Source organism: Mesorhizobium sp. WSM4806 (genome assembly GCF_055811635.1).
Map to the genome: position 1 here is coordinate 347162 of NZ_JBVVQZ010000001.1, position 19257 is coordinate 366418.

Sequence of the window (19257 nt, forward strand, 5' to 3'; positions counted from 1 at the left end):
CCAAGATCATACCGGCTTTCACCATTCCTCCCAGCCCATGCTAGCTCATATTGTTATGCGTTCAATCGAGTTAGATTGCCGCGGGGAAGCTTACCCTGCGGCAGTTTAGCAACTTAAAGTGCGTCGCGTTTGGGCCTCTGCGAGGCACCTTGCTTTGGGCGACATGCATCAGGCCGCCAGTGCCGCCTCCGGCGGAAGCTTCGCTCCGGTCATGAAGGCGACGGCGTCGGACATCGTATATTGCTTGGGATCGATGACACAGAGGCGACGGCCCAGCCGATGGATGTGAATGCGGTCGGCCACCTCGAAGACATGCGGCATGTTGTGGGAAATTAGCACGATCGGCAGGCCGCGCTTCTTCACGTCGAGGATCAGTTCGAGCACGCGGCGGCTCTCCTTGACGCCTAACGCCGCCGTCGGCTCATCCATGATGACCATCTTCGAGCCGAAGGCGGCGGCGCGCGCCACCGCCACGCCCTGGCGTTGGCCGCCCGAGAGCGTTTCCACGGCCTGGCTGATGTTCTGGATGGTCATCAGGCCAAGTTCGGTGAGCTTGTCGCGGGCGCGCTTTTCCATTGCCGGGCGGTCGAGCATGCGCAGCCAGTCGCCCAGAAAACCCGGTTTGCGGATCTCGCGACCGAGGAACATGTTGTCGGCGATCGACAGCGCCGGCGACAGCGCCAGGTTCTGGTAGACGGTTTCGATGCCGGCTTCGCGGGCTTCGATGGGCGACTTGAAGAGCACCTGCTTGCCGTCCAACTCGATGATCCCCTCGTCCGGGACAACGGCGCCCGAGATCGCCTTGATCAGCGTCGACTTGCCGGCTCCATTGTCGCCGATCACGGCCAGGATCTCTCCCGGATAGAGATCGAAGTCGCAGCTGTTCAGTGCGGTGACGCGGCCGTAGCGCTTGACGAGGCCGCGCGCGGTGAGGATGGGCTCCTGGGTCATGGTTACACCGAAACCTTTCTGATCCACTGGTCGATCGCCACGGCGCCGATGATCAGCACACCGGTGAGCAGCACTTTCCATTGCGGATCGGCGCCCAGCATGTTGAGGCCCATCGAAACGACGCCGACGATCATCGCGCCGAACAGCGTGCCCAGAATAGAGCCGCGCCCGCCGAAGAGGGAAATGCCGCCGATCACCGTCGCGGTGATCGCCTGCAAATTGTAGTCGGTGACGGCAGCGGACGGCGAGATCGAGCCGTTGCGGCCGATGGAGACCCAGGCAGCGAAAGCGGCGATCAGCCCGGCAAGCGTGTAGACCGAGATCAGCACCTTCTTGGTCTGGATGCCCGACAGCTTCGCTGCCTCCGGATCGTCGCCGACAGCGTAGACATGACGGCCCCATGCCGTGTGATTGAGCACGTACCACAAGAACAGCACCAGCACGACCATGGCAATGACGCCGAACGTCAGCACCGCCGTGCCGACCTTGAAGTTCAGGCCAAACAGATGCAGCAGCGGGGCCTGGGCGTCGACGTCGGCGTCACGGATCGTCTCATTGGCCGAATAGATGAAGTTCGTGGCCATGACGATGTTCCAGGTGCCGAGCGTGACGATGAAGGGCGGCAGCTTCATGTAGGCGACCAGCAGCCCGTTGAGCAGCCCGCAGGCCGCGCCGGCGGCAAGCCCGATCACCACGGCAAGCAAGGTCGGCAGGCCATAGGTGACCGCGCAATTGCCCATGATCACGGCCGAAATCACCATGATCACGCCGATTGAAAGGTCGATGCCGGCTGTCAGGATGACCAGCGTCTGCGCGGCGCCGAGAATACCGACGATGGCGATCTGCTGCAGGATCAGCGTCAGCGTGTAGGACGAAAAGAACCGTCCTCCGATCGTGACGCCAAAGACAGCGATCGACAGGACCAGCACGATCAGCGGCACCGCAGCCGGAGTGGAATGCAGGAAATGCTGGATGCGCTTGACGAGCGACGTGCCATGCTCGTCAAAAGCAGCAACGCTTGTCTCGCTGTTCGCGAGAGCCTTTTCGAATTCCTGAACCTGAGACATGTTTCCTCCCATGAGGCTTCAGCTACGCGCCGACGCCCGTCAACCGTTCCCGATCTGCCGCCGGAATTGTTCGCGCTTGCGATTTCCGCATCGTCCACCCGAAGCGGCCGGGGATCAAGCCCCTGGCCGCTTCGGTCTGTTGCCTGTCAGACCGGCATCAGCCCCAGCACTTGGCGAGGCCTTCCTTGGTGTCGATGGACTTCACGCCCTCCGCGGGCTTGTCGGTCACGAGGTTGACGCCGGTGTCGAAGAAATCCTTGCCTTCGGTCGGCTTGGGCTTCGTCCCGTCCTTGGCGTAAGCGGCGATCGCTTCGATGCCGAGTGCCGCCATCTGCAGCGGATATTGCTGTGACGTCGCACCGATCACGCCCTCGGCGACCGACTTCACGCCGGGGCAGCCGCCATCGACCGACACGATCAGCACATTGCCTTCGAGACCCACGGCCTTGAGCGCCTGGTAGGCGCCGACGGCTGCCGGCTCGTTGATGGTGTGGATGACGTTGATGCCAGGATCCTTCTGGAGGAGGTTCTCCATCGCCTTGCGGCCGCCTTCCTCGTTGCCGTTGGTGACGTCGTGGCCGACGATACGCGGATCATCCTCATCGCCGATCTTGTTGGGGTCCTTCACGTCGATACCGTAGCCCATCATGAAGCCCTGGTCGCGCAGGACGTCGACCGTCGGCTGCGAGGGCGTCAAGTCGAGGAAGCCGATCCTGGCATCCTTCGCCTTGTCGCCCAGCGTCGCTGCGGCCCAGGCACCAATCAGCTTGCCGGCCTCCAGATTGTCGGTCGCAAAGGTCGCGTCGGCGGCGTCGAGCGGATCAAGCGGCGTGTCCAGCGCGATCACCAGCAGACCGGCGTCACGTGCCTTCTTCACCGCCGGGACGATGCCCTTGGTATCCGACGCGGTGATCAGGATGCCCTTGGCGCCGTCGGCGATGCAGCTTTCGATCGCCGCCACCTGGCTCTCGCTGTCGCCATCGATCTTGCCGGCGTAGGCTTTGAGTTCGACGCCGAGTTCCTTGGCCTTGGCGCTCGCGCCTTCCTTCATCTTGACGAAGAACGGGTTGGTGTCGGTCTTGGTGATCAGGCAGGCGCCGACATCGGCGGCGGACGCAGCCGAGGTGAATGCCATCAGACCCAGTCCGGCCGCGGCAAAAACGGTGGATCTTAGCAGTGCTGTCTTGGTCACGATTTTCCTCCCAGTGGGACCAGTTCGGATGCCGGCCAACCGGCATCGCATGAGCATCCAGCGACTTCTCCCAGCGTGGACGCTTGCCCAAGAGAATACCAGACTGAAGGTCCTGTCAATAATTAAATCACTCTTATTTATTATTGACAGCGTGGCGTCGGTCGCTCATTCTGGCCAAAAGCATTAAGGGAAACGACGGGAGGAGAAGGGGTGGAGACCGGCATACCAAGGCACGGTTCGCCCGAGGCAGCTAAAAGCCGCATTCACCGCGGCACCAACCAGAGCGGCATGCGGGACCACAATGAGCGGCTGGTGCTGTCGCTGGTGCGTCAGCACGGCAGCCTGGCGAAGTCCGACATTGCGCGCATGACCGGACTTTCGGCCCAGACCGTTTCGGTCATCATGCGCGAGCTCGAGGAGGACAACCTTCTTGTCCGCCAGGCGCCGCTGCGCGGCAAGATCGGCCAACCTTCCATTCCGATGGCGCTCAATCCCGATGGCGCCTATTTCATCGGCCTGAAGATCGGCCGTCGTAGCGCCGAACTCGTTCTGATCGATTTTCTCGGCAATGTGCGTTCGATGCTGCAGCATTCCTACCGCTATCCGGCACCGCGCGAGACGGTCGAGTTCGTCACCTCCGGCATGAAGACGATGCGCGGCGAACTCACCCCGGCGCAGGACAAGCGCATTGCCGGACTTGGCATTGCCATGCCGTTCGAATTGTGGAGCTGGGCCGATACGGCAGGTGCGCCGCGCGACGTCATGGACGAATGGCGCCACCGAGACATCCGCGCCGACATCCAGGCACAGTGCGAATTCCCCGTCTACCTGCAAAATGACGCCACCTCTGCCTGCGGCGCCGAACTGGTGTTCGGCAAAGCGGGCACGGCACGCGACTTCGTCTATTTCTATATCGGTGCCTTCGCCGGCGGCGGCATCGTGCTGAACGGTCACCTTTTCGGCGGACCAACCGGCAATGCCGGCGCGCTGGGTTCGATGCCGGTGCCTGGACCGGACGGCAAGCCGACCCAATTGATCGGCGTGGCGTCGATCGCCATGCTGGAAAAGGCACTCAACGCGCGCGGCGTCGAAGCCTCACATCTGTGGACGTCACCGGAGGATTGGGGCGAAATCGGCGTCGAGCTCGACGATTGGATCGCCTGCGCCTCGCAGGCGCTCGCCTATGCCATTGTGGCGGCGTCATCGGTTATCGATTTCGAGGCGGCGGTGATCGACGGATGGATGCCGAAGGCCGTGCGGCGCCGGCTCGTCGATGCCGTTATCGATGCTATCGGCAAGATCGACGGTGAAGGCCTGAAGCTTCCGGCCGTGCGCGAGGGGACTGTCGGCATTCATGCACGTGCCCTGGGCGGTGCCAGCCTGCCGCTTTCCGAGCGCTTCCTCATCGGCTCGACCACGATTTCCAGGAGTGCCTGAGCGATGCTGATCGGAATCCCGGTGCTGCTCGGTCCACAGCTGCTGGCGACGCTGCGTGCCATGGGTCATGGCGACGAGATCGCCCTTGTCGACGGAAACTACCCGGCGAAAGAGCAGGCACACCGGCTCATCCGCGCCGACGGTCATCATCTTGCTCCGATGCTCGACGCCATCCTCAGCGTATTGCCTGTCGATGACGCGGTGCCGGAGGCGCTGTTTCGCGCCTCGGTCAAAGGTGATCCCCTGCTTTCCGATCCCGTTCATCATGAGATGGAGGCGATCTGCGCCGAGCGTGCTCCGGGCCGCAAGGTGGTTGCGCTTGCCGGCGCCGACTTCTATCAACGGGTCAGGTCCGCACACGCGATCGTCGCGACAAGCGAGCCGCGGCTCTACGCCAACATCATCATCCGCAAGGGTGTGATCTATCCGCCGGAGACCAGGAAATCATGATCCTCTGTTGCGGCGAAGCCCTGATCGACATGCTGCCACGCACCACGACTGAGGGCGAGCCGGCCTTTGCCCCTTATGTCGGCGGCGCGGTGTTCAACACGGCAATAGCGCTCGGCCGGCTGGGAGCGCCCGCCGGTTTCTTTTCCGGCCTGTCGACGGATCTGTTCGGCAGCCAGTTCAAGGACGCGCTGAGGGCAAGCCAAGTCAGTTCCACCTATGCGCACACATCGCCCCGGCCGACCACGCTCGCCTTCGTGCGGCTCGACAACGGCCAGGCGACCTACACGTTCTACGATGAGAACACAGCCGGACGGATGCTGACCATCGACGATCTGCCGAAACTCGGCAGCGAGATCGAAGCCATGCTGTTCGGCGCCATCAGCCTGATCTCGGAGCCGGCCGGATCCGCCTACGAGGAATTCATGCGGCGCGAGCACAGCCGCCGCGTCATGATGCTCGACCCCAACATTCGGCCAAACTTCATCCCGGACAAGGCCAGGCATCTCAGGCGCATCCGCTCGATGATGGCCATGGCCGACATCGTAAAACTGTCGGACGAGGACCTCAACTGGTTCGGCGAAGCCGGCTCGCATGAGGACGTCGTCCGCAACTGGCTGGGTCGCGGTCCGACGCTGATCGTCGTCACCCATGGCAGCGAAGGCGCCGTCGGCTACACCAGCGATCACAAGGTAACGGCCGTGCCGGACAAGGTCGAGGTGGTCGATACGGTCGGGGCCGGCGACACGTTCAACGCCGGCATCCTGGCCTCGCTGCACGAGCAAGGCCTGCTGTCAAAGGAGGCGATCGCCAATCTGTCGGAAGACGCCATCCACCAGGCGCTGGCGCTTGGCGCCAAGGCTGCGGCGGTAACCGTGTCGCGCGCCGGCGCCAATCCGCCCTGGCGGCATGAAATCGCCTGATTGGACGGCGATGCGCTGAAGATGCGCTAAAACATCATCACTTTATGTTTCGCCCAGCCGAGCGCATGCGACACCAAGGCCGTGTCGTGCGCAACAAAGCCCCGGATTTCCGGCGTCTGATGGGAACCTGTCGGACTGAGAGGTAACAGGCTGCGACATTTCAGCAATTCGTCGATTGGTCCGTGCAGCTTTCTCGGCCGCGCCAACTCTGATACCAGCGGCCGGTTACCTGGCTAGTCCCGTTTTGAGGCCGACATGCAGTTCATCGATCTTGGCGCGCAGCGCGAACGAATCCGCGACAGGCTGAAAGCCGCCATCGACCGCGTCGTCGACGAGGGGCGCTATATTCTCGGACCTGAGGTAACCGAATTCGAAAATAAGCTCGCCGCCTATGTCGGCACCAAGCATGTCGTCGCCTGCGCCAACGGCACTGACGCACTGCTGCTGCCGCTGTTTGCGGCCGGCATCGGTCCAGGTGACGCGGTGTTCGTGCCGAGCTTCACCTTCGCCGCCACAGCGGAAGTGGTGGCGCTGGCCAAGGCCGAGCCGGTTTTTGTCGATGTCGATCCGCAGACCTACAATATCGACATCGCCAGTCTCGAGGCGGCCATTGTCATGATCAAGGCGGAAGGCCGGCTGAAGCCAAGGGCGATCATACCCGTCGACCTGTTCGGGCTCGCCGCCGATTACGAGGCGATCATGGCCATCGCCAACCGCGAAGGGCTGATGGTGATCGAAGATGCCGCCCAGGCGATCGGCGGCTCGAGCGACGGCAAGATGCTGGGTTCGTTCGGCGCGGTCGGCTCGACCAGCTTCTACCCGGCAAAACCGCTCGGCTGCTATGGCGACGGCGGCGCGATGTTCACCAATGAGGATGCGCTGGCCGAACAGCTCCGCTCGTTCGCCTTCCACGGCAAGGGCGAAACCCAATACGACAATGTCCGCGTCGGCATCAATTCGCGGCTCGACACTCTGCAGGCGGCGATCCTGATCGAGAAGCTGGCCATTCTCGAAGACGAGATGGTTGCCCGGCAAGCGGTCGCCAATCGGTATGCCGAAGGCCTCGGCGATATCGTCAAGGCGGCGCGCAATCTGGACGGCGGCCGTTCGGCCTGGGCGCAATATGCCATCGAGACGCCGAAGCGCGACGGGCTGAAGGCGCATCTCGGGGAAAAAGGCATCCCGTCGGTGATCTATTATGTGAAGCCGCTGCACAGCCAGGTCGCCTACCGCGACTATCCGCGCACGCCGACAGGTCTTGCCGTTTCTGAGGAGCTGCCGAAGCGTATCCTGTGCCTGCCCATGCATCCCTATCTGAGCGAGGCCGACCAGGACCGGATCATCGAGACCATTCGGAACTATATCGGCTCGAATTCGGCGCAAATCGCCGCCGCGTAGGCGCGCGATCTCCCCCCTAGAGGGGGAGATGTCGCCGAAGGCGACAGAGGGGGTAGCCTCAGCAGGTGCGACGCACATGGAAACGAAAGAGGGAAGTCGGCGCTTCACGCGTGGCGACCCCCTCTGGCCTGCCCTCTTTGCCAAAACTTGGCATCTCCCCCTCAACGGGGGAGATTACTGGCCCGCAGCCTTGCCGCTGGCGATGAAATGCGGATTGGCGAAGTCCACGTCATCGCTCTGGTTGCGCTTGCCGTAGGCCAGCGGCTGACCATCGAGCGAGCGCGTCATCCCGCCTGCGGCGCGCAGCACCGCGTCACCCGCCGCGGTGTCCCATTCCATGGTGCGGCCGAAGCGCGGATAGACGTCGGCCTCGGCGCTGGCGACAAGACAGAATTTCAGCGACGAGCCGACCGAGACGATCTCGGCAGCGCCCACCGTGCGGATATAGGCTTCGGTCTCCGGCGTATTGTGGGACCGGCTGGCGACGACGGTCAGTGGCGCCACGCCCGTTCTGGCCGAAATCGGCCGACGGCCGATGATCTGGTAATCGCCATTGACATCGATTGCTTCCGCCCTGCCCGGCCGGCCGGAAAAGAAGCGTCCGGTGCATGGCGCAAAGACCACACCGATCTCCGGCACGCCGTGGCGAACGAGCGCGATGTTGACGGTGAAGTCGGTCCTGCGGTGGACGAATTCCTTGGTGCCGTCCAGTGGGTCCACCAGGAAGAAGGCGTCGTCGAGGTCCGGCGGCACGATGCCGGCCGATGCCTCTTCCTCAGCCACGCAAGGGATGTCGGGTAAGGCGGCGCGCAGCCCGGCGAGAATGATCTTTTCGCTCTCGCGATCGGCTTCGGTCACCGGCGAGGCGTCTGATTTCTGGTCGACCGCGCAGCCGGCATCAAAAACACGCATCACCTCTCGCCCCGCCGCCAGGGCAAGGCGCTCGAACACCCCGAGCATCGATTCGTCGTCAGATGCCGCCGCCGCTATCGTATTGGTTTTCGGCAATGTCGCGCTCGTTCAGCCAGAGTTCCAGGGCCTCTACCATCTCCTCGGCCGACTTGCCGAGTGTCTTGAGATGGATTTCGGGATTTTCCGGGGCTTCATACGGTGAATCGACGCCGGTGAAATTCTTGATTTCGCCGTTCAACGCCCGCGCATAGAGGCCCTTCGGATCGCGTCTGGCGCATTCCTCAAAGGGTGTGTCGACAAACACCTCGACGAATTCACCGCTGGCCATCAATTCCCTGGCCATGCGCCTTTCGGCGCTGAATGGCGAAATGAAGGAAACAATGACGATCAGCCCGGCATCGGCCATCAGGCGCGCCACTTCGGCCACGCGGCGAATGTTTTCGACGCGGTCGGCGTCGGTGAAGCCAAGATCACGATTGAGCCCGTGGCGGACATTGTCGCCATCCAGGATGTAGGTGTGGCGGCCGGTGGCGAACAGCTTCTTCTCGAAAAGGTTGGCGATGGTCGACTTGCCCGACCCAGAGAGCCCGGTGAACCAGAACACGGCGGGCCGCTGGTTCTTCAGATCGGCGCGGCCGTGCTTGCCGACATCGAGCGATTGCCAGTGGATGTTCTCGGCGCGGCGCAGCGAATGCAGGATCATGCCGGCGCCGACCGTGGCGTTGGTGATGCGGTCGATCAGGATGAAGGCGCCGGTCGTGCGGTTCTCGGCGAACGTATCGAAGGCGATCGGCGCCCGCGTCGAGATGTTGCAAATGCCGACCTCGTTCATTTCGAGCGACTTGGCCGCCTCATGGGCAAAATCGTTGACGTTGACGCGGTATTTCAGGTCGGTGACGGTAGCGCTGGTCTGATCGGTCTCGGTCCGCAGGATATAGGAGCGGCCCGGCAGCAGCGCGTGCTCGTCGAACCAGACGATGTTGGCGGCGAACTGGTCGGCGACCTGCGGCCGCGCCGCCGGCGACACCAGCATGTTGCCGCGCGAGACCTCGACCTCGTCGTCGAGAACAAGGGTGATGGCCTGGCCGGCGACCGCCTGGCTCAGATCGCCGCCATGCGAGACGATGCGCCTGACATGAGCGGACTTGCCGGATTTGGCGACAACGACCTCGTCGCCTGGTGAGACGGAGCCGGACGCAATCGTGCCGGCAAAACCGCGAAAATCGAGATTGGGGCGGTTCACATACTGCACCGGAAAACGGAACGGCAGTTCGACAACGGCTTCATCGACTGACACGGCTTCCAGATGTTCGATCAGCGTCGGGCCGGAATACCACGTCGTCTTATCCGAGCGGCTGGTGACGTTGTCGCCGTAACGGGCAGACATCGGGATGGGCACGATCGTCTCGAAGCCAAGCTTGTGCGAAAATTGCCGATAGTCCTCGATGATTCGTTCGAACACCGTCTTGTCGAAGCCGACGAGGTCGATCTTGTTGACGGCGAGCACAATGTGCCGGATGCCGAGCAGCGAGGCGATGATCGAGTGGCGCCTTGTCTGGCGCAGCACGCCTTGCCGGGCGTCGATCAGAACGATGGCCAGATCGGCGGTCGACGCGCCCGTCGCCATGTTGCGCGTGTATTGTTCGTGGCCAGGCGTATCGGCAACGATGAATTTACGTTTTGGCGTGGCGAAAAAGCGATAGGCGACATCGATGGTGATGCCCTGCTCGCGCTCGGCCTCGAGGCCATCGACCAGCAGAGCGAAATCGACGTCGTCGCCCGTGGTCCCATGCTTGCGCGAATCACGCTCGAGCGCAGCAAGCTGGTCTTCGAAAATCTGCTTGGTGTCCGAAAGCAGGCGCCCGATCAGCGTCGACTTGCCGTCGTCCACCGAACCGCAGGTCAGGAAGCGCAGCAGCGATTTTTGTTCCTGCACCGCCAGATAATCGCGAATGCCGTCGGTGGGGGCGAGGCTCTCGGCCGTCATGTGGCGCATGCTCAGAAATACCCCTCGCGCTTCTTTTTTTCCATCGAGCCGGCTTCATCACGGTCGATCAGGCGGCCCTGCCGTTCGGAGGTGCGCGCCGTGAGCATTTCGCCGACAATGGCCTCCAGCGTGTCGGCGTCCGATTCGATCGCGCCGGTCAGCGGATAGCAGCCGAGCGTGCGGAACCGCACCAGCCGGTTCTCAACCGTCTCGCCGGGACGCAGTTCCATACGGTCGTCATCCTTCAGAATGAGCATGCCGTCGCGTTCGACGACCGGTCGCTCCTTGGCGAAGTAGAGCGGCACGATCGGGATGTCTTCCTGGAGAATATACTGCCAGATATCGAGTTCGGTCCAGTTCGACAACGGAAACACCCGGATCGATTCACCGGTCGCGATGCGGGTGTTGAATATCTTCCACATCTCCGGCCGCTGGTTCTTCGGATCCCAGACGTGTTGGGCATTGCGGAAAGAGAAGATCCGCTCCTTGGCGCGCGATTTCTCCTCGTCGCGCCGCGCCCCACCGAAGGCTGCATCGAAGCCGTATTTGTCGAGCGCCTGGCGCAGCGCCACGGTCTTCATCACATGCGTATGGGTGTTCGAGCCATGGTCGAAGGGATTGATATTGTCGCGCACACCATCGCCGTTGACATGGACCAGGAGATCGAAGCCGAGTTTTTGCGCCATCTGATCGCGAAAGGCGATCATCTCGCGGAATTTCCAGGTTGTGTCGATGTGGAGAAAGGGAAAGGGCGGCTTGGCCGGATAAAACGCCTTCATCGCAAGATGCATCAGCACGGAGGAATCCTTGCCGACCGAATAGAGCATGACCGGCTTGTCGAAGGTCGCCGCAACCTCGCGAAAGATATGGATGGATTCGGCTTCAAGCCGCTGCAGATGCGTAAGCGCGATGTTCATGGACTTTAAGCGTTCTCTCGTGCCGCCCGGATCTTGCATCGATGCATCGGGCGCAATTATTCAGCGGCCCGTCCAAGCTTCACCTCTGGACGATGTTCTTTTCGTGCAGGCGTTCTAGCAGATCGCCATTATCTATAACAATGCAAGACAGGCCTGCGCTGGAATGGTTCGAGAAAGAATTTTCCACGCAGGGACCAGAACCCGGAAATTCCTGCCCAGATCGCAGGGCCGTCGCCAGGAGGCGCTAGGACGGCGTTCCGATGGGAACAAGTAATTTTTCACCGTTGTGGTCGATCTCGATCAATTCACTCTTCTGGCGGGCTGCAAATCCTTTGTGGAAGATAATGGCGTTCATGAAGGCAAACGTCATTGCAAGCGCCTCGGTCCGCAACGGATAATCGACCAGTGAATGAATGAGAAGAAAAAACACGGAGAGAAACGCCGCCTTTTGAAGGGGATCGCGACGAACTCTAGCAAGCGCCATAAAAAGAATCACGAAATAAAGCGTCATCAATAGAACAGCAAGAACTCCGCCTTCGAAAGCGATTTCAAGATACTCGTTGTGAGCATGATTTACATATTGCCTGAAAATCATCCCTTCCTTTTCATATATCTGGTAGGCCTTTTGAAAATTTCCAAACCCGACGCCGGTTGCCCAATTCTCTTTGATCCCCTCAATGGTGGTGCGAGCAATCTCTCCTCGCCCGAAATCCGGGTCAATCGCGTCGGCCTCGATCTTCGTCCATGCGCCTATGGTAAACACTGAAAGTCCTATGAAAACTGCAAGGATGCCAATCCCACTCGCTCTGGAACGCGTTGAAAGAAAGACTATGGATAGCACGGTGATCGCTAATCCGATCAGAACACCGGCACGCGAACCGACGGCCAAAAGGAGCAGCAAAAGCGTGGCCAGCCCGAGCGATCCGGACACGAGATGCCCGCGGAACAGACCGTAATAAGCGACGAAGGGGATAGACACAAAAAGTAACGCCGCAAAATGATTCTCGTTGGCAAAAAGCCCGGCATTGATCGTGAAAGGCAACAATCCCTTTATGGCAATGTCGTCCGAGAGCGAATATTGAATCGCGCCTGCCAAGCCGTTACAGATAACACCCATAAAAAAGAACGGCAGAAGTGCAGGGACTTGCTCAGCACGCAAACGCAAAACGCTCAAAAAAAACGCCGCCAACGCCACCAGATACAACAGACATTCGATCGTCCGTCCAACGCCGACACTGACGAAACGAAATTGGGATTCCCCAACCAGCCCGGAATCTGCGAGCAGCAGTTCCGGTCGCAATCCACTGAACATCGCCGCAGGCAACGGAATGATCTGCACAACTGCCAGCGCCACAGCGAAGATAAGCAGCCACAGAACAGAATGGGGGAGTCTTTGGCCAGAGGCCTGTGAAAAGACCGCCGCCGCCGATAAAATTGCCGCGACCTCGATCAGCGTGTCCGTGTAAAGGCCGCTCGTAGTGCCACCACCGATCAGCAGCGCTATAAACAGAACCGATCCGAGGAGATACTTATCCCATTCCGATGGCCGGTCGCTCAAGATGAAAGTCTCTCGATGCTCAATTTGTGCATTACCAATGTGCCGACGTAGCGAAAGCGCCAGCTCTCGGCAATGGCGGCAGTTTCCAGCTTCAATAATTGCATGGGGCACCCAGTCGGTCCAACCGAAAACTCCTGACTGAGCGCCTGACGATTATATGTACCCTCCGGTATATTGAACCGCGCTATTTCGCCAGCAGGCCCCACGCACCTGATCGACCAGAACAACTCCTTTGGAAGCTTCAGGTTTCTTGCGGACGCAGCCATAGAAACCTTGTAGGAGCCCGGAGGCAGTTGGATATACTGCTGAAGGGCTGCGTTCTTGACCGGTGTATTCAGGAAGCGGACCGTCGCCCCCCCCTCACCTTCAACCGCATTTTCAGCCGTTGCAAGCGTAACTTCGAGACCCGACTGATCGCCGACCTGCCAATCGAAAGGCTTGCCGCCGGACACAGGCTCAAATGTGCTGTTGAAAATGTATCCGCCCAATTTCCGTTCTTGATCGGACAGACTGAAAAGAAACAACCGATACGCTTGTTCATATTTTTTCTGACCAAAATAGCTGTGGATCAGATAGGACACCTCGCTCGAGTTTGGTGGCGCACTTGACCCAGTCAAATCGAGCAGCAACCGATTTGCGAAATCGAGCCCGTCGGGGGTTTTCCCCAGCGTGACCAACAGATTGGACCTCCAGGGCGCCGCGGCCCTGAAGGCTGCCAGCACAGCCTGGTATCCATCGGGGTTCGAGAGGATTGTCGGCAGCCCCTCGGCGATATCAGGAAATTGATCTGGCCATCGCCGCAGCAAAATATCGATGTCGCGGACAGCCCCTGAAAGATCGCCCATTCCGATGGAGCGGCCTATCGACCTCTGGAGCGCGAGGATTTCGGTCTTGGATAATTTTCGGGCTTGGTCGAAAAACTCATAGGCCTGGTCTTCTTCACCCTTTCGGTACTTGATCTCGCCGATCAGGCTGTAGAGACGCGCGTCCGCAAGGTTAAAACGCAGCGCGCTTTCGGCCTTGGCAAGCAATGCGTCGAGATCGGGCGCATTGCTTGTATCGTTCAGGTCGTGGGTAATCTCACCTATCACGGCATTGACGTTCAACGGATCCAGCGCGAGGGAAACGGTTGGCGTTTCGGTTTCAAGAAACCGACTTAGCCCGATCGACGAAGCCGCCAACGCTAGAGCGAATGCGGCGAACCAAACGCCTGAACGCCGGAAATTTTGCATAAGCGGGCTGGTCTGCTCCGTCATCGACTTTGCCCTCAAGTTTCGGGGTGCCGTAGTCGTAATACTGGTAGTTCATGTATTTGTAGCCGTAGTTGTAATCGAACTTGTTCACTGCAAATTTCGACATCGCGGCTCCGACCACGTTCGCGCCGGCAGCTCGCAGGCGCTTCAATGCTGTCTTCGCCGACTTGCGCGTGACCTGATTGGTAGAAATGACCATCAATGTGCCCTCGGCAAGCCGGCTGAGGATGGGCGCATCTGAAAGGCCGACGACCGGCGGGGCATCGATTATGACAAGATCGAAGCGCTTGCCGAGATTGGTGATGATCAGCGCCATCTTTGGCGAAGAGAGCAGGTCCGCGGGGTTCGGCGGGATCGTTCCAGAAGTCAGGACGGTCACATTAGGATATTTCGTCGCCCTGAAAATGCTTGCCAGATCCTCCTTGCGGACGGTGTTCGTCAACAGATTGCTCAGGCCGATTGTGTTATCGAGTCCAAACAGCCGGTGAAGGTTGGGCTTTCGAAGATCGCCGTCGACAATGAGAACCCTGGCGCCGAGCGCGGCAAAATCCTGTCCGAGCTTGAACGAGGTGGTCGACTTGCCCTCGGAGGGTTCCGAACTCGTGACCAGCAGCGACCGCGGCGCGCCTTCGGCCCCGGAAAACTGAAGCGATGTTCGAAGCGAACGGTAGGCCTCGGACAGTCCTGATTTTGGATCGGCGATGCTGGCAATCAATTCCCGGTCATCAACATGCGGCAGGATGCCGAGCATCGCCAATCCCAGCTCCTTTTCGATCTGTTCAGGATTGGTGAACGTGTTGTTCAACAACTCAATGACATAGATAATTGACGCGCCCAGAGCCATGAAAAGAGCCAGCGCGATCACGAGATTGATGGCCAAGCGAGGAGAGTATGGGCGATCGGGCAGCGCCGCGAAATCAACAACTGCAGCGCTTTGTGTCTTGAGTTCCGAGCTCACGCCAACTTCATTCAGCTTGGCGATAAGATTTTCATACTGCGACCTATTCGAATCGACTTCTCGCTTTAGGATAGTGTATTTAATATTTTTATCATTGAAGACAACCTGTTGATTTTCCATTTCCGCTAGTTTTGACTTAAGGTCGGCCTCTTTGTTCTGGGCCTCCTGGTATTTCTGACGCAGTGAATCGGTTATCGTCAAAACTCCGCCATCATAAAGTCGTTGCAGTTCCTTGATCTGCGCCTGAAGCTGCTGCATCTCTGGAAAGCCAGGCTTCAATATGCCCAGCTTCTGCTGGTATTGACTAGTCAAATCTGCCAATTTCTCGCTGAGCCTCTGCAGACCTTCGCTCTCCAGGACTGGGCCGAGGCTTGCCCCGCGTCCCTTGTCTATCTGGTCTACCATCCGTCCAGCATCGAGACGTTCCTGGATTGCTGTCGCGAGCGCGGTGTTGAGAGCCTCGATGTTCAAGCCTATAAGCGACTTGTCGTCGCCGGTTATCGTGATGCCCGCATCCTTTGCATAGGCGACGAGTTCCTCTTCGGACTTCTGCAGCTTTTGCTTTACCTGCAAAACCTGTTCCTGGATGAATTGCCGTGCCAGGTCCGACGTCTCGCTGGTCTGATCGAGGCGCTGGTCGATAAAACTCTGCGCGACCTGATTGGCTATATCACTTGCGTATTTCGGATTCTGGTCGGCGAATGTAATCGACAGCAGGCTTGTATTGATAACCAGCGTGACCGTTAGATCATCCAGAATACGTTTGATCGCGATTTCCTCACGCTCCTCTGGGGTTTTCTCCTCTATGGAAGGCGATTTGGAAATTCCGAACGCACGATAGAGAATATTGCTAGGCGAGAAGTTCGGGGTCGGAAACAAGAAATCCGGCTTTTCGCTAAGCCCCAGTTGGAACACCACGCGCTGCGCCAAAGCCCGGCTTTTCAACTTTTCCCGAGCGGTTTGAAATGCCCGCAGGTCGCTGGTTTCAGAAACCACTTCAATGTCCTGGAAGACCTTGGCCGAAGGAACCAGCACTTCCAATTGCGTTGTCGCCTGATATTTTGGCGTCTGCATCATGGTAATGACGACACCGGCAACCAGTCCGGCTGCCGCCATCATGACGATCAGCCACCGATACTGGACGACGTAGAAAAACAGTTTGAGTGGATTGAAGCGCTCGTCCTGCTCAGAGTGATCCCGACCATAGGGGCTATAGTTTTGCGCACCGTCATAATACAGGTCGGCAGACAAGGCCTGGCCATGTCCGGGGCCAGCAATTTGATGCTGTCTATTGCGATCGAGCATGGTGCGAAGCAATCCTACGGTTGTCTGCGTCCTGAATTCTGACGGGCAATGACTATATACCCGGGATCACCGCAATTCGGGCTGCATTGGAGGCGACGCCGAGGGCGTCCTTGAGGTTGTTCATGGCAATTTTCGATTTCGAGGCGAAGACGACAATCTTGTCGCCACCATAGATGCGTGGGTTGCGGCTCTTGCCGGCGCGGATCTGCTCCACATTGTAATTTGCGACCAGAGTATTTTGTCCGATATTGCGATAGATAAAGACCTTTTTCGCATCGCCAACGGGGTTGAACCCTCCAGCAAGGGCGATCGCATCGATAAGAGAAGAATTGCTCGACACCGGAAAAATACCGGCCCTGGTGACTTCGCCGTCGACGGTAATGCGCTGTCCGATCGATTCCTTAATGTACACCGACACATCGGGCGACTGGAGATAGTTGGCGCCGTAGGCCGTTTCGATTTCCTGCTCCAGTTGACGGACGGTCTTCCCTGCCGCGGTGACGGTTCCGATAAGTGGAAGCGAAATTTGTCCGCCGGCGTCGACTTGAACGGTTCTGTTCAAATTGTCGACCTGGAACACATTCACCTCCAGCACATCATTGGGCGACAAGGGCTGCTCGTTGCCGTTCTGGCTGTTTTGCGGCGCAGGCAGTTCCTTTACGACCTGCAGGGCGCCGCCGCTGGAGAGCGGCGCCGACGATGACGTCAGTTGCAGCGCATCAACCGATGTCGGCGAAGACGACGATGTCGTTGACGAGGTGCTCGTGCAGGCAGACATCGAGAGCGAAGCGAGCAAGGCACATATCGCGCCCGTATAATTTTTTGCGAAATGAAACACACCCATTACGCTGCCCCACCCTTCAACAGGCGACCCAATCCTGCAAAGCGACCGACGTTGCCGGGGCTTGGCTTTTTCGAGCGTGCCTTTCCGACCGGCTCGAGGGGCTGGTTCGCCAATATTTCGCCTGGGCGTTTCAACACCATATTGCGGGCCTCTTCTTCCCCACATCGCTTCGCGGCAAAGGCAACCGCCTGCGAAAGCCCAGGGCGCCGGCGGGTGGCGCCATGGGCGTCCGAAGCGATAATATCTACCCTACCTTCGTCAATCAGCTTTTCCGAATAGTAAAGCGCCGTGCGTCCAAAAGCACCAACAATCGAGTCTGCGGTAAGTTGAATTAGGCAACCCACTGCATTCAATTTCTCAACAATGTCGTAATTTGTCTTGATCCATGTCAGCCGCTCAGGATGGGTAAGAATCGGAACGAACCCGGCGTTTATGAGGCGCAGAGCGAAATCTTCCAGCCTGGGCGGCAAGACGTGATGCGGTGGCTCAAATAGAAAATAGCGCGATCTGTTCAAGGTCGGCACGCTGCCCAGCGCCAATTGCTCCGGCAGATCCGGTGCTATATGCACGTCGGCGCCAACGTAAAGAGCAAGCGGTATTGCGGCACCGCGTAGCGCCTGTTCCAACTCTTGAACCGCGCGGCCAATATTTGCCGATCCGTTTTCGTACACGCCTGGCACGATATGCGGCGTGCACGCCATATGCGTCGTTCCGTCGGCCACCGCCAATCGCGCCATTTCCAGCGATTCAGCAAGACTGGGCGAGCCATCGTCAAGACCGGGCAAGATGTGGGAATGCAGATCGATCATAGGCGGCCGCGCTGAAGCAAACTGACGACTTCTCCCAAACAAAAGGCAAATGCGCCACCCGCACCAGAGCGAATGACGCATTTGTCAAAGTCGTGCAATACGGTAGGATTCAAGCTATTCGCTGACAGCGTGCAAGCCAATTACCAGCACTGCCGCACCACCCGTCACAGTGCCTCCCGGCGAGACGAATCCGCCCACGACGGAGCGCATTCAGGTTCGACTCAGGTGATAGAGCGGTATGGTTGACGAATTCCATCAATATTCCGACTCCAGCCGGCGCGCCAAGGCTACACAGAGGCACCGGGCATACAATATAGCAGAGCTAGTCACATGGCTCTGCTATATTGCCTACTGGGCGCCTTAAGGGCTGACGGCGCCGCCGCCGTCGCCGTCATCCTGCGTTGCAGCAAGGATACCAGCCGTGCCAGCCATGCCCAAAAATATACCGGCCGGGACCCAGGACTGGTTTCCGCCCGCACCAATCTGACCCGTATGCTCGGAACTAACGGCGGCAGCCGTCTGCTCGGAACCCACAACTTTCAGGCAGATATTGTTCTCGACACGAGAAATGTCGAGGCTTGAATTCGCAGGCACATCCAGGTTGCAGCCACCGACATTAACAGAGGCCGTCCCCTTGGCACCGACCACTATGCGGCTGCCGAAATCCAGCGCATTTCCCGCTTTTGCCGGGCCATAGCCGGCGGGTTGCGAAACCATTACGTCACCATTGGCGTGCCCGATGGAACCAATCGAGTTCGCCGCTCCCTGATAGGGTGTCGTACAGGTGCATGACGCATCCTGAGCGAAAGACGAAACCGGGCCGAAGCCGATCGAGGCGACAAATCCGGCCAACGCAATTTTTACAGTGAGGTTCATTCGTTTCGATCCTTTTTGTCCCGCCTCACCTCGGCCCCACCCGGGCACCAAGGTAATTAACAAGCGCGTAACAGCTTTTAACATTGATTCCAACCTGCTTCGCAAATGCGAGATGATTTTTGGTTTCTCATGTGTTTCATTGGACACACTCGCTTGCATCTACCATTTTCGTGCCGGCCCCTGTGGAAATTGTCGGAAAGGCAAGTTTATTTCGTGGCGTTTGAGGGCCATCGCGCCGATGCTTTGGTACAGGGGATTGTGGTCGACTCTGTTTAACGTGGGCGTGATCGCACATTCTATCTTTCGTTTTATGACAGGCAGTCGGCGTGAACTATGAGCCCTTATAGGCAAGATTTGTAGGTCGAACCTGCCTGAGCCGGCTGTCCGCACAAGATGCCATTCTCGGCAAGTTTGGCGGCCAAA

16 protein-coding genes are annotated in these 19257 nt (G+C 59.1%); 4 read left to right on the forward strand and 12 right to left on the reverse strand.

Annotated features, from left to right (window positions below; genetic code table 11):
* Positions 1–168 precede the first annotated feature (168 nt).
* The 3 genes from AC0L2M_RS01520 to AC0L2M_RS01530 form a co-directional block, all read right to left on the reverse strand.
* Positions 169–951, reverse strand: a complete 783-nt coding sequence (locus tag AC0L2M_RS01520; protein WP_023802796.1) for an ATP-binding cassette domain-containing protein — start codon at positions 949–951, stop codon at positions 169–171.
* 2 nt (positions 952–953) lie between these two features.
* Positions 954–2018: an ABC transporter permease gene (locus AC0L2M_RS01525; protein ID WP_128167623.1), complete on the reverse strand. Its 1065-nt coding sequence runs from the start codon at positions 2016–2018 to the stop codon at positions 954–956.
* Positions 2019–2175: 157 nt separating this feature from the next.
* A complete protein-coding gene (locus AC0L2M_RS01530; RefSeq protein WP_236388945.1) occupies positions 2176–3153 on the reverse strand; it encodes a sugar ABC transporter substrate-binding protein in 978 nt (325 codons plus the stop codon).
* 267 nt (positions 3154–3420) lie between these two features.
* On the opposite strand from AC0L2M_RS01530, the gene AC0L2M_RS01535 reads away from it, so the two are divergent.
* The 4 genes from AC0L2M_RS01535 (at position 3421) to AC0L2M_RS01550 (ending at position 7415) form a co-directional block, all read left to right on the forward strand.
* Positions 3421–4647 carry an ROK family transcriptional regulator gene (locus AC0L2M_RS01535; RefSeq protein WP_023802793.1) on the forward strand — a complete coding sequence of 409 codons (1227 nt, stop codon included), beginning with the start codon at positions 3421–3423 and terminating at the stop codon, positions 4645–4647.
* A 3-nt stretch (positions 4648–4650) separates the two neighbouring features.
* On the forward strand, positions 4651–5097 hold the full coding sequence (locus tag AC0L2M_RS01540) for an RbsD/FucU family protein (RefSeq protein ID WP_128167625.1): 447 nt from the start codon (positions 4651–4653) through the stop codon (positions 5095–5097).
* The gene (locus AC0L2M_RS01545; protein WP_473533849.1) at positions 5094–6017 is read left to right on the forward strand and encodes a carbohydrate kinase family protein; all 924 of its coding nucleotides are present in this window, start codon (positions 5094–5096) and stop codon (positions 6015–6017) included. The genes AC0L2M_RS01540 and AC0L2M_RS01545 overlap by 4 nt, the downstream gene beginning before the upstream one ends.
* A gap of 255 nt (positions 6018–6272) precedes the next feature.
* Positions 6273–7415 (forward strand): DegT/DnrJ/EryC1/StrS family aminotransferase, encoded by a 1143-nt coding sequence (locus tag AC0L2M_RS01550; RefSeq protein WP_473533850.1) that lies wholly within the window; start codon positions 6273–6275, stop codon positions 7413–7415.
* Positions 7416–7589: 174 nt separating this feature from the next.
* On the opposite strand, the gene cysQ is transcribed toward AC0L2M_RS01550, so the two are convergent.
* From cysQ to AC0L2M_RS01595, 9 genes are all read right to left on the reverse strand, one after another.
* A complete protein-coding gene (gene cysQ / locus AC0L2M_RS01555; RefSeq protein ID WP_473533946.1) occupies positions 7590–8375 on the reverse strand; it encodes a 3'(2'),5'-bisphosphate nucleotidase CysQ in 786 nt (261 codons plus the stop codon).
* 10 nt (positions 8376–8385) lie between these two features.
* Positions 8386–10323: a sulfate adenylyltransferase subunit CysN gene (gene cysN / locus AC0L2M_RS01560; protein ID WP_473533851.1), complete on the reverse strand. Its 1938-nt coding sequence runs from the start codon at positions 10321–10323 to the stop codon at positions 8386–8388.
* A gap of 2 nt (positions 10324–10325) precedes the next feature.
* Positions 10326–11231 (reverse strand): sulfate adenylyltransferase subunit CysD, encoded by a 906-nt coding sequence (gene cysD, locus AC0L2M_RS01565; protein WP_473533852.1) that lies wholly within the window; start codon positions 11229–11231, stop codon positions 10326–10328.
* A gap of 244 nt (positions 11232–11475) precedes the next feature.
* A complete protein-coding gene (locus AC0L2M_RS01570; RefSeq protein ID WP_473533853.1) occupies positions 11476–12789 on the reverse strand; it encodes an O-antigen ligase family protein in 1314 nt (437 codons plus the stop codon).
* Complete coding sequence (locus AC0L2M_RS01575) at positions 12786–14045, reverse strand: tetratricopeptide repeat protein (protein ID WP_473533854.1); 1260 nt, start codon at positions 14043–14045, stop codon at positions 12786–12788. The genes AC0L2M_RS01570 and AC0L2M_RS01575 overlap by 4 nt, the downstream gene beginning before the upstream one ends.
* Positions 13933–16305, reverse strand: a complete 2373-nt coding sequence (locus tag AC0L2M_RS01580; RefSeq protein WP_473533855.1) for a GumC family protein — start codon at positions 16303–16305, stop codon at positions 13933–13935. Before AC0L2M_RS01580 ends, AC0L2M_RS01575 begins: the two co-directional genes overlap by 113 nt.
* A gap of 52 nt (positions 16306–16357) precedes the next feature.
* On the reverse strand, positions 16358–17149 hold the full coding sequence (locus AC0L2M_RS01585; RefSeq protein WP_473533856.1) for a polysaccharide biosynthesis/export family protein: 792 nt from the start codon (positions 17147–17149) through the stop codon (positions 16358–16360).
* Positions 17149–17958, reverse strand: a complete 810-nt coding sequence (locus AC0L2M_RS01590; RefSeq protein ID WP_473533857.1) for a tyrosine-protein phosphatase — start codon at positions 17956–17958, stop codon at positions 17149–17151. The genes AC0L2M_RS01585 and AC0L2M_RS01590 overlap by 1 nt, the downstream gene beginning before the upstream one ends.
* Positions 17959–18318: 360 nt before the next feature.
* A complete protein-coding gene (locus AC0L2M_RS01595) occupies positions 18319–18834 on the reverse strand; it encodes a hypothetical protein (RefSeq protein WP_473533858.1) in 516 nt (171 codons plus the stop codon).
* Between the last annotated feature and the right edge of the window lie 423 nt (positions 18835–19257).

What these genes read in the sequence shown, in the direction of transcription:
- AC0L2M_RS01520 (WP_023802796.1), bottom strand. Translation starts at nt 951, where the DNA reads ATGACCCAGGAGCCCATCCTCACCGCGCGCGGCCTCGTCAAGCGCTAC.
- cysQ (WP_473533946.1), bottom strand. Translation starts at nt 8,375, where the DNA reads ATGCTCGGGGTGTTCGAGCGCCTTGCCCTGGCGGCGGGGCGAGAGGTG.
- AC0L2M_RS01575 (WP_473533854.1), bottom strand. Translation starts at nt 14,045, where the DNA reads ATGACGGAGCAGACCAGCCCGCTTATGCAAAATTTCCGGCGTTCAGGC.
- AC0L2M_RS01585 (WP_473533856.1), bottom strand. Translation starts at nt 17,149, where the DNA reads ATGGGTGTGTTTCATTTCGCAAAAAATTATACGGGCGCGATATGTGCC.
- AC0L2M_RS01590 (WP_473533857.1), bottom strand. Translation starts at nt 17,958, where the DNA reads ATGATCGATCTGCATTCCCACATCTTGCCCGGTCTTGACGATGGCTCG.
- AC0L2M_RS01525 (WP_128167623.1), bottom strand. Translation starts at nt 2,018, where the DNA reads ATGTCTCAGGTTCAGGAATTCGAAAAGGCTCTCGCGAACAGCGAGACA.
- AC0L2M_RS01545 (WP_473533849.1), top strand. Translation starts at nt 5,094, where the DNA reads ATGATCCTCTGTTGCGGCGAAGCCCTGATCGACATGCTGCCACGCACC.
- cysD (WP_473533852.1), bottom strand. Translation starts at nt 11,231, where the DNA reads ATGAACATCGCGCTTACGCATCTGCAGCGGCTTGAAGCCGAATCCATC.
- AC0L2M_RS01540 (WP_128167625.1), top strand. Translation starts at nt 4,651, where the DNA reads ATGCTGATCGGAATCCCGGTGCTGCTCGGTCCACAGCTGCTGGCGACG.
- AC0L2M_RS01530 (WP_236388945.1), bottom strand. Translation starts at nt 3,153, where the DNA reads ATGGCATTCACCTCGGCTGCGTCCGCCGCCGATGTCGGCGCCTGCCTG.
- cysN (WP_473533851.1), bottom strand. Translation starts at nt 10,323, where the DNA reads ATGCGCCACATGACGGCCGAGAGCCTCGCCCCCACCGACGGCATTCGC.
- AC0L2M_RS01550 (WP_473533850.1), top strand. Translation starts at nt 6,273, where the DNA reads ATGCAGTTCATCGATCTTGGCGCGCAGCGCGAACGAATCCGCGACAGG.
- AC0L2M_RS01580 (WP_473533855.1), bottom strand. Translation starts at nt 16,305, where the DNA reads ATGCTCGATCGCAATAGACAGCATCAAATTGCTGGCCCCGGACATGGC.
- AC0L2M_RS01595 (WP_473533858.1), bottom strand. Translation starts at nt 18,834, where the DNA reads ATGAACCTCACTGTAAAAATTGCGTTGGCCGGATTTGTCGCCTCGATC.